Annotated in this window: 8 protein-coding genes and 1 pseudogene; 3 read left to right on the forward strand and 6 right to left on the reverse strand. The window is 35.2% G+C overall.

Annotated features, from left to right (window positions below):
- Window positions 1–31 precede the first annotated feature (31 nt).
- Window positions 32–2659 (forward strand): MGH1-like glycoside hydrolase domain-containing protein, encoded by a 2628-nt coding sequence (locus ICJ85_RS07290; protein ID WP_188223106.1) that lies wholly within the window; start codon window positions 32–34, stop codon window positions 2657–2659.
- Between the two features lie 86 nt (window positions 2660–2745).
- Here ICJ85_RS07290 and ICJ85_RS07295 read toward each other — a convergent pair whose 3' ends face one another.
- The 3 genes from ICJ85_RS07295 to ICJ85_RS07305 are packed head-to-tail and all read right to left on the reverse strand — an operon-like array spanning window position 2746 to window position 5396.
- Entirely contained in the window at window positions 2746–4236 is a 1491-nt protein-coding gene (locus ICJ85_RS07295; RefSeq protein ID WP_188223107.1) for a cellulose synthase family protein, read from the reverse strand.
- Entirely contained in the window at window positions 4233–4925 is a 693-nt protein-coding gene (locus ICJ85_RS07300) for a glycosyltransferase family 2 protein (RefSeq protein WP_188223108.1), read from the reverse strand. Before ICJ85_RS07300 ends, ICJ85_RS07295 begins: the two co-directional genes overlap by 4 nt.
- Before the next feature lie 24 nt (window positions 4926–4949).
- On the reverse strand, window positions 4950–5396 hold the full coding sequence (locus ICJ85_RS07305) for a hypothetical protein (protein WP_188223109.1): 447 nt from the start codon (window positions 5394–5396) through the stop codon (window positions 4950–4952).
- Between the two features lie 97 nt (window positions 5397–5493).
- On the opposite strand from ICJ85_RS07305, the gene ICJ85_RS07310 reads away from it, so the two are divergent.
- Window positions 5494–6501 carry a glycoside hydrolase family 113 gene (locus tag ICJ85_RS07310; protein WP_188223110.1) on the forward strand — a complete coding sequence of 336 codons (1008 nt, stop codon included), beginning with the start codon at window positions 5494–5496 and terminating at the stop codon, window positions 6499–6501.
- Between the two features lie 111 nt (window positions 6502–6612).
- Window positions 6613–7344, forward strand: a complete 732-nt coding sequence (locus ICJ85_RS07315; RefSeq protein ID WP_188223111.1) for a metallophosphoesterase family protein — start codon at window positions 6613–6615, stop codon at window positions 7342–7344.
- Here ICJ85_RS07315 and ICJ85_RS07320 read toward each other — a convergent pair whose 3' ends face one another.
- The 3 genes and pseudogenes from ICJ85_RS07320 to ICJ85_RS07330 all read right to left on the reverse strand — a co-directional run.
- Entirely contained in the window at window positions 7345–8850 is a 1506-nt protein-coding gene (locus ICJ85_RS07320; protein WP_188223112.1) for a carboxypeptidase-like regulatory domain-containing protein, read from the reverse strand. It abuts the gene before it with no gap.
- Window positions 8851–8910: 60 nt separating this feature from the next.
- Window positions 8911–9795 carry a sterol desaturase family protein gene (locus ICJ85_RS07325; protein WP_188223113.1) on the reverse strand — a complete coding sequence of 295 codons (885 nt, stop codon included), beginning with the start codon at window positions 9793–9795 and terminating at the stop codon, window positions 8911–8913.
- Between the two features lie 133 nt (window positions 9796–9928).
- Window positions 9929–10114: pseudogene (locus ICJ85_RS07330) on the reverse strand (arsenosugar biosynthesis arsenite methyltransferase ArsM); the annotation flags it as partial.
- Between the last annotated feature and the right edge of the window lie 205 nt (window positions 10115–10319).

The following is a 10319-nucleotide window of genomic DNA, read 5'->3' on the forward strand; positions in this document are numbered from 1 at the left end:
ACATGAACGCTAACAAAAAGAAAAGATTGATATGAAGCAAAAAGGGCCTGAAGCAAAGCGATTGGAAGTAGCAGACGCTTATAGACATTGGAAAAATTGGGGGCCTTATTTAGCCGAGAGGCAATGGGGAACTGTCCGTGAAGATTATAGTTTGTATGGAGAATCCTGGGAATTTATAGATCATGATAAAGCACGTAGTAATGCATTTCGATGGGGAGAGGAAGGTATTGGCGGATTTTGTGATTCTCGAGAGATTTTATGCTTAGCACCGGCTTTTTGGAATGGTAAGGATGCCATCTTAAAAGAACGTCTGTTTGGTTTAACCAATAATCAGGGTAATCACGGCGAAGATGTTAAAGAACTTTATTTTCACCAAGTATCAACACCTACGCATTCTTACTGCAAATATCTTTATAAATATCCTCATAATGAGTTTCCATATAGCGATTTGGTAAACCGAAATCGGAGAAGTCGTGAAGAACCGGAATATGAACTCCTAGATACGGGCTGCTTTAAAAATAATGCTTATTTCGATTGTTATATTGAATATGCTAAAGCCGACGTAGGCGATATTTTATTAAAAGTTACTGTTGTTAACCGGGGGAAAAAGGCGGCCGATATTCATGTGTTGCCTCATCTTTGGTACCGCAATTTCTGGAAGCATAATAATCGGTTTGAACGCCCTAGCATGAGGTTGTCAACATCTCAGGAGGAAGCTGTCGTGGCAAGAAGTATTCGCAATGGGCGTTACTATTTTTATCATGAAGGAGGAGAGCAATTGTTTTGTGAAAATGAAACAAATAATAAACGCATTTATAATGTGCCTAACGATGTGCCTTATGTAAAAGACGGGATCAATAATCATGTTATAGAAGGCAAAGCTTCGGTTAACCCAGATAAAACCGGTTCCAAGCTAGCAATTTGGCATCAGTTTAAACTTAAGCCAGGAGAAGAAAGAAGTGTAAAAGTACGATTAAGTAAAAATAAAATAGAATCACCTTTTGTTGATTTTGATGCCGTTTTTAATCAAAGACAACAAGAATGTGAAGAGTTTTATAATGAAACTATAGAAAACAATGTGCCGGAATCTCATAAAAAAGTGGCGAAGGCAGCTTTTTCAGGGTTATTATGGACGAAACAGTTTTATTATTATGATGTGTTTAAATGGCTGTTTGGAGGGCCTGGAGAGGCAAAACCAGATCGCGTAAATCTTCGAAATTACAACTGGCAACATTTAACCAACAGACATGTAATTTCTATGCCTGACAAATGGGAATATCCTTGGTATGCAGCCTGGGATTTGGCCTTTCATATGGTATCTTTTGTTGAGGTCGACCCGTATTTTGCTAAAGAACAATTGTTACTAGTGCTTCAGGAAAGTTATATGCATCCTAACGGACAAATTCCGGCTTACGAATGGAATTTTAGTGATGTAAATCCTCCGGTGCATTCGTGGGCTGTATGGAGTGTTTATGAAAAAGATAAGGAATATACAGGTGTTGGAGATACAGCGTTTTTAGAAAAGGTATTTCAGAAGTTACTTATTAATTTTACCTGGTGGGTCAATCAAAAGGACAAAAATGGTATTGATTTATTTGAGGGTGGGTTTTTAGGTTTAGATAACATTGGTGTTTTCGATCGAAATCATATGCCTCCGGGAATTACCAGAATGCAGCAAGCCGATGCCACGAGTTGGATGGCATTATTCACAATTAATATGCTGCGTATGTCTTTGGAACTGGCTAAAACCAATAAGATTTATGAGGAGGTCGCAGCTAAGTTTTTCAGGCACTTTTTAAACATTGCATGGGCGATGCATCATATTGGTCAAAAAGACATATCACTTTGGGATGATGAAGATAATTTCTACTACGATGTTGTTGAAATGGAATCGGGAGCAACAGAGCGTTTAAAAGTACGTTCGTTGGTTGGGATTATTCCTTTGTTTGCTGTGGAGATTATTCATAAAGATTTATTTGAAGAATTAAAAGAATTTAAAATACGTGCGGCCGAAATTGTAAGAACTCGTCCGGATTTAGCATCGTTAATTTCTAATATTGAAAAGATAAATGACGATGGCTATCATTTGTTTTCTATTATGCGCGGTTTTAGGTTAGAACATTTATTAAAACGTATGTTGGATGAAGATGAGTTCTTGTCAGACTTCGGTATTCGTTCACTATCTAAATATCATGAAAAACACCCGTTTGTTTTTGAGCATCATGGGCGTCATCAAATACAATACGAATCTGGTGAAAGTAGAACCAATATGTTTGGCGGAAACTCGAATTGGAGAGGTCCGATTTGGATGCCTTTAAATTATATTATTATCCGATCCCTTCGAAAATATTACAGTTATTACGGCGATGCGTATACTTATGAATATCCAACAGGATCAGGAAATAAACTCAATTTGAAGCAAATTTCGAATGAGTTAACAAAACGATTGGTGAAACTTTTTGAGCGTAATAAAGACGGAAAATATCAATACCACTCCGATGATGAGAATCATATGTTTTCCAAAGAAGAACATTTTAAAAATGAACATTTATTTTACGAGTTTTTTGATGGAGATAATGGAAAGGGGTTAGGAGCATCGCACCAAACCGGATGGACTGCGCTAATCGCTAATTTAATTATGGAAATGGATGAAGATTAATTGAATGAAATCATTCTAACAGAAACAAAAAAGGCTCGCTAAATAAGCGAGCCTTTTTGTTGTTTTATGTAGACGTTCTCTAAAACTTATACTTTAGAGGTTAACGATTTAATAAATACATAGCCAAACCCTAAGAATAACATCAAGTGGAATGGGAAAAGCCCAAAGTCTCCACCTTGATTTCCTACGATAAAGGCGCTATACATCCCAAACCCAAAATATAACATCAGTAATCCTTCAAAAATTACATGGATAGAAACCGTTTTTTTAAGGTATTTGTTTTTCTTCCAGCTGTCTTTTAATGTATTAATGTTGAATTTAGGGGTACGAACAAATTCACTTTTCTTACCCCAGTGGCCTTCTAATACCGCAATCGAGTTGTGTAATGAGAAGCCCATAGCTATTGAGAAGAACACAAAGAACATGCCTATATATCTGATGAAATTTTTGATGCCACCTCCATAGGTGTTTTTATACATAAACCAGTAACATACAAAGAAAATGATGGTACTAATCACAAAGAAACTCATGACGTAAAAGTATGGTTTTAAGTGAGCGTACTCATTTTTAATGTATAACATTGGAATACTTAAAATACCAACGATTAATACGTTTAAGAACATGGTGCTGTTTAAAAGGTGCAATAATCCGTGAAGCTTTGTTTTAGCTGATATGTTTTCGCTTTTTAATACGCGCCAAAGCATTTTTCTAAAGTTTTCGGCACCACCTTTATTCCATCTAAATTGTTGCGAACGTGCTGCGCTAATTACAACGGGTAATTCGGCAGGGGTTTTAACGTCCTCTAAATATTTAAATTTCCAGTTTTTTAATTGGGCACGGTAGCTTAAATCTAAATCTTCAGTTAAGGTGTCACCTTCCCAGTTTCCTGCGTCAAGAATACAGGTTTTACGCCAGATTCCGGCAGTACCGTTAAAGTTGATAAAATGACCTTTTGAGTTTCTTCCAACTTGTTCTAAAGTAAAGTGTGCATCTAAAGCAAAGGCCTGAATTTTTGTAAGTAGTGAGTAGTTGCGGTTCAAGTGTCCCCAACGGGTTTGAACCACACCAATGTTTTCGTCTTTAAAAAACGGAATAGTACACTGTAGCCAGTCGGTTTCTGGTAAAAAGTCAGAATCAAAAATGGCAACAAACTCACCTTTAGCAATGGTTAGTCCTTCTTTTAAAGCGCCTGCCTTAAAACCGGTTCTATTGGTTCTGGTAATATGTTGAATATCTAAACCTGTAGCTTGTAGTTTTTCTACGTGCTTACGCGTAGTTTCTATAGTTTCGTCGGTTGAATCGTCAAGAACCTGAATTTCAAGTTTGTCTTTTGGATAGTCGATTTTAGCAATGTTATCTAATAAACGATCCATAACGTACATTTCGTTATACACTGGCAATTGGATCGTGACGAAAGGGACTTCATCTGGATTCGATAAATCGAATGTTTCACAAGTATCCTTACATCTTTTGGATGACAGGTAGTTGAAAAGAAGGTTTAGTTGCGCTAAAGCATACATGAAAATAAGCAATAGTGCAATGCTATAAATAATGATAACTGTTGTTTCTAAAATCATTTCTTAATACTATATTTAAAAATCCAACCTAAGATTTTAATGCCCGCAAATATACTACCTTTTATGGTTCCTGAAACTTTTGAGACACCAATTCTATTTCGATAATTTACGGGTATTTCTGTGTATGATAATTTGTGTTTTAATGCCTTTAATTGCATTTCTATGGTCCATCCATAGGTCTTGTCTATCATGTTTAAATTCAGTAATTTATCGTATTTAATGGCACGAAAAGGTCCCAGATCAGTATACTTTGCAGAAAAGAATAAGGTCATCAGGTTTGTGGCCAGCCAATTGCCAAAAATTTGTGGTCCAGTCATGGACCCGGGTTCACGTAAATTTTTTACTCTAGAACCAATAACAAAGTCTATATTATTTTCGATAATAGGCTGCACTAGTTTGGTTAATTCTTCTGGGTAATCGCTATAGTCTCCATCCAAAAATACAATAATATTTGGTTTTTCAATCTTATTTTCAATGTATTGCATGCCTTTTAAGCAGGCATAGCCGTAACCTTTATTAGTTTCGGTTAATACGGTGGCTCCGGCATGTTTTGCATTTACCTCAGTTTGATCGGTGGAGTTGTTGTTAATAACTATAATGTCATCAACTATATCTGGAATATCCTTAATAACTTTGGCAATAGAATCTGCCTCGTTGTAAGCAGGAATAATAACATTAATTATTGTCATTTGGGGGAGAAATATAATTTAGGTTTAATTTTTTTGGCGCTTCTGAAGGTATTCTTCTTGTTGGGCAGGAACAATATGCTTGTCAAAATACCAAGACGACCATTTTTCTAAAGAAAGAAAAATACCAATACCTAAAACTATAATAATTAACGTAACCAAAATAAGATTTTTTCTTTTACGTTTCGGGTCTATAGAGCATTGGTTTTGTTTTTTTCTATACATAAAAATGCCATAAACACCTATGATTACTGCGATACCACGTAAAATCCAAGATCCCAACCCAACGGAGCCATCTTCAGCATAAAAAAAATCGGCAAACGATATGGCGTAAATACCGCCCATTAACCCAAACATAAATAAAACCGCAGGTGCAACACAGCATAAAATTCCTGCAATACCTGCTGATGCCGCAAATTTAAGGGCCCATTTAAAAATATTGGGTTCTTGATTTTTGGTTTTTAATTCGTTCATAATTTTTTTTCAATTTGTCCTATAAAGTATGGCTACCTTTCAAAACAAAGGTTTAATTAAGATGTTAGGTAATTAAATATAGCATTATTTTTCAGGTATGAAACGTTTTATAATTATTGGTTTAATGGTTTTGCTGAGTAGTTGCGATATAGCTTCTGTGGCAAACAAAAAAATTAACGGTGTTAGTTTTGTTGCTTCCAGAGATTCCATAAATAATACGCACGTTACCCCGGTTATTAATCTTCAGGCAAATTATGTTGCAATAATGCCTTTTGGGTTTATACGTAATTTAGAGCATCCTCGGATTACATACAATTCAAATAGACAATGGTTTGGTGAAACTAAAGAAGGCGTACAACAGTATGTGAAGGCTTTTAAAACCCAGCGTATTCGCGTAATGATTAAACCTCAGATATGGGTGAGTCGTGGAGAATTTACAGGGAAAATAAAAATGAATACTGAAGACGCATGGACAGAATTGGAGGAAACCTATTCTGGTTTTATCTTAGATTTTGCCAAAGTGGCTGAAGAAACTCAGACGGGATTATTTTGTATTGGTACCGAGCTTGAAACGTTTATAGATCATCGGCCGGAATTTTGGTCAGAACTGATTAGTCGCATTAGAAAAGTATACTCCGGTAAATTAACTTATGCTGCTAATTGGAATGAATATAACCGCACCCCATTTTGGAATCAGCTGGATTTTATTGGGATTGATTCTTATTTTCCAGTGAGTAATTTAAAAACACCATCCGTTGAAAGCTGTAAACAAGGTTGGGAAAGTTATAAGCCTCAGTTAAAAATATTTTCAGAAAACTTAAAGAAACCTGTTTTGTTTACCGAGTTTGGTTATCGCAGTGTCGATTATGCCGGAAACCAACCATGGGAATCGGACAGACGAATGAATGCCGTAAATCTAGAAGCACAGTTAAATGCAACTCAGGCTTTGTTTGAAACTTTTTGGAACGAGAACTGGTTTGCTGGAGGTTTTATTTGGAAATGGCACCATAAACATGATAGTTCGGGGGGAGAGGAGAATTTCATGTTTACGCCGCAGAATAAACCCGTTGAGGTTTTAGTTGAAGATTGGTATACTCGGTATTAATTTTTTAGTTCTCCTTTTATGTATTCGGTAAATCTTCAATTTTAACTTATAATAACGTTGAAGCTTCTTTTGTTTTGAGCTAATCTTTTAGTTTTGTAGAAAAAAGCAAGTATGAGTACATATGCCATTGGAGATATTCACGGCGGTTTTAAGGCTTTAATTCAGGTTTTAAATAAGTTGGAGGTTAAAGACGAAGATACTATAATTTTTATGGGCGATTATGTGGACGGATGGAGTGAGTCGGCACAAGTTATTGCCTTTCTAATGGACCTGTCTGAAAAAATAAACTGTGTTTTTATAAAAGGAAATCACGATGTCTGGTGTGAAGACTGGTTAAAGTCTGATTATGTGAACCCAACCTGGTACATACATGGTGGTAAGGAAACTATGGAGAGTTATGCAGGGTTTTCTAAAGAGGAAAAGTTAGCACATCATGCTTTTTTTAACGACATGCCTTGGTATCATATTGATGATGAAAACAGGTTGTTTATTCATGCCGGATTTACTTCGATGCATGGGGTAGGTAAGGAAGCAATGGCTAGTAGTTTTTCAACAGATCGAACCTTATGGGAAATGGCCTTGGGGTTAGATAAGTCGCTCACTAAAGATTCCCCAAAATACCCAAACCGATTAAAGCATTATAAAGAAATTTTTATCGGCCACACGCCAACTATTAATTTCAATTCATTTGAACCTATGCATGCGGCTAATGTTTGGAATATTGATACCGGCGCTGCTTTTTTCGGACGCATTACAGGAATGAATGTCGATACTAAAGCCTATGTGCAAAGTGATATTGTTAAAGATTTGTATCCCGACGAAAAAGGTAGAAATAGAAATTAACTATTCCATAATTTTAAAATCTTTAATAGCTTGATTCGGTTCAATTATATTGTAGCCAGCCCAGAAATCTGGATCGTAAGCAGGTAAATAAGTCGGAGTTACTTTCGGGTTTTCTTTGAAACTGTTGTATTCATTTTCAGAAATCGTGTGGTTTTCAAAGACAACGAGCACTTGTTTTGATGAACTAGAAAGTATAAAATGAATATCGGAAACCAATTCGTTTTGTTTTCTTCGACCTCGAGTATTTTTGTTTTTCTCAACAATTTTTAAAGGCCTTTCAATACCGATATTATGACCTTGTGTATTTTCGGCGAAACGAAGCGAATAACTTTTGTCTTCATTTTTGCCATAAATTAAGGAGCCTTCATGTTTGTATTCTTTAAATGAGAATCCGAGTAAACTAAAGTTTCTTAAATCTTTTACATTTCTGTAATCGACACGAACCACTGCAAAATCATCGGTATTTATATAAAGTACGCCTTGGTAATCTGCACCCCGCTTAGGAGAAAAACTAATTTTATACACAAAATCATCATTTAAAAAGGCATAATCTAAAAGTTGATATTCATATTTATTAGATTTATGAATAAAGTTGAGGTCGCTTTTTTCTGAGACAAAACTTTCGTTAATCAATTTAGAAATGGCTTGTTTGTTACTCATTAAAAAGAGTTCTTTTCTTGAGTTTTCATCGGCTTCTTGTTCGTCGATTAAGGATTTCGTTTGTTTGTTATTCTCGGTATCAAAAAACGATGAATCAATACTTTCTTTGGTGCCAAACCACCCCGATTTAATTTTTAAATACGAATCACGCTTTATGTGTTTTTGAGCAATGTCTTTTAGTTTGGTTTGAAATCCTTTTAAGTTAATTTCGGTGTCTTTGTTGTATAATTTCGATGCTTTAATGATATTAAGTTTTTCCGATTGGCTGTAATTGTTAGTGTAAAGGTCTCCTAGAAGTTCGGTATGGTAATCGTTGTTTTTAGGAAGCGACTGAATCACACTATCGATGAATGCCTGATTGAGTTCGGGAATACTACTTTTTTTAATGTCAATCTCTTGTTTTTGCATTTTGGTGTTGAACGATGTTCTTGAGAAGAGTGTGCTTTTGGTAAATTCGGTACTGTAGTTTTGCAAGAGGTTGTCTTTAACTTTGTCTATGATTTCTTCCGGGGTATAATGTTTGTTTGAAACGAGAATTTCATCTAATTCAATGGATTTCGGGCGCAGTAAAACGATACTGTCTTTAAAGGTTTTAACTGGAAGGTTTTTACTCTCATAACCCAAACATTGAATAATTAAATCGATGTCTTCTGTAGTATTCAGATTAATTTGAAATTCCCCATATTCATTACTGATAACTCCAAAATTTTTAGCGGTAGAAATGGTAGCAAAGGGAATGGGGTTTTGGGTTATAGAATCTAAGATTGTGGCTTTTATGGTTTCTTGGGCAGATACAGGAATATGAAGCCATATAATGCAAAAAAAGAAGGTGTAGGTGAGTTTCATAGTATTTTGCTTTACTATAAAAATAGACGATTCACCTGTTATAATGTAACAATCAGGTGATTATTTTTTATTTAGAGGGTATAATTCCTGACTTATAAAATCTTTCGGAAACGCTTCATCACCTTCAAACCCTAGTTCTATATCTCTCCCATTATAAGGGATATGAGCAGTATTGAACAAGTAATCCCAGATACTTAGGGTAATGCCATAATTTATTCCAAATTTAGCTTGTTTGGGCAAGTCTTTAACGTGATGCCAAATGTGCATTTTAGGATTGTTTAAAATGTATTTTAACGAACCGTAATTCCAGCCTAAATTAGCATGATTTAAATGACCAATAGTAATGTTAAAAAAGTGAATGATAGCTACATCCTGAGCATCAAAACCGCCAATAATAGCCATAGGAATATATAGTAACGATTTGTACACCACCGGTTCCATCCAATGGTAGCGTAAATGTGCTGCAAATCCCATTTCTTTTACAGAATGATGCACTTTGTGAAAATTCCAAAGGAGTGGCACACGATGCAGTAGTCTATGAGTGTTCCATTGAATAAAATCTCCAACTAAAAAAAAGATAAGTAAGCCTAATACTTTTGGTAGGGCGTCGACATCAAAAAGTTGGAAGCTGGAAATGCTTAATCCAAAAACAGATAAGATATCGTTAAAAAACTGAGCCGCTGTATTCGATAAAGCAATGAGTACGATTAAATTCAGAAGAAAAAAGTTGAAAAACATATAAAAGGTATCCAACCAAAAGTCTTTTCTAAATATGGATTGTTGTTTGCGCCAAGGGAAAATAATTTCTAAAAGCCAAACCGCTAACGAAATAAAAATGAGACCATAGAAGTAATTGTCCCAATGGTTAATGGTAATTAATTCGTGCTTTAGGTAATTCCAGTAACCGGTGTAAGATTTTTGTATTATTTCTATATATTTATCCATAGCCACTAACTAAACGTAAAAATAAGATATTATGAGGACTTTAGATAGCCTTTTAGCTGAGTATTCCGAAAGTCAACAAACAACATATAATAAAAGAATTCATTATGTGTGTGCCGGCTATATTCTTTTCGGTTTTCGGGCTGTTGGTTAAATCTCTATTATGAACTGTACTTCCGCAGGCATAATTCATCTCTTGCATGATTTTCGGAATTTTTAATCCCGGTAATTCCCAAATGGGATTTGTTGTACAACACAAACCAACATCGGGAGTTAGTGCAGCTTCTTTGTAAACATTGTGGGTAGTTTCAAGGTAACTCATAAGGTGAGTTGTATAAAATCTAAGTCCCAAAGATGTTGTGAAAATAACAGATTTGGATGAGTTTTTATTGGTTTCAAATTAGGGTCTAAAACCCTGCAATTTCATTGCAGCACTTTAGTGATATAAAAATTATATCTTTATGATATGTCAGAATATCAGCGAAGAGGATCTCATACAGTTAGTCATTTGAGTTGTCATATAGTTT

Origin of the sequence: Aestuariibaculum marinum (assembly GCF_014596975.1) — a bacterium.
In the GTDB taxonomy this organism is placed as follows: domain Bacteria; phylum Bacteroidota; class Bacteroidia; order Flavobacteriales; family Flavobacteriaceae; genus Aestuariibaculum; species Aestuariibaculum marinum.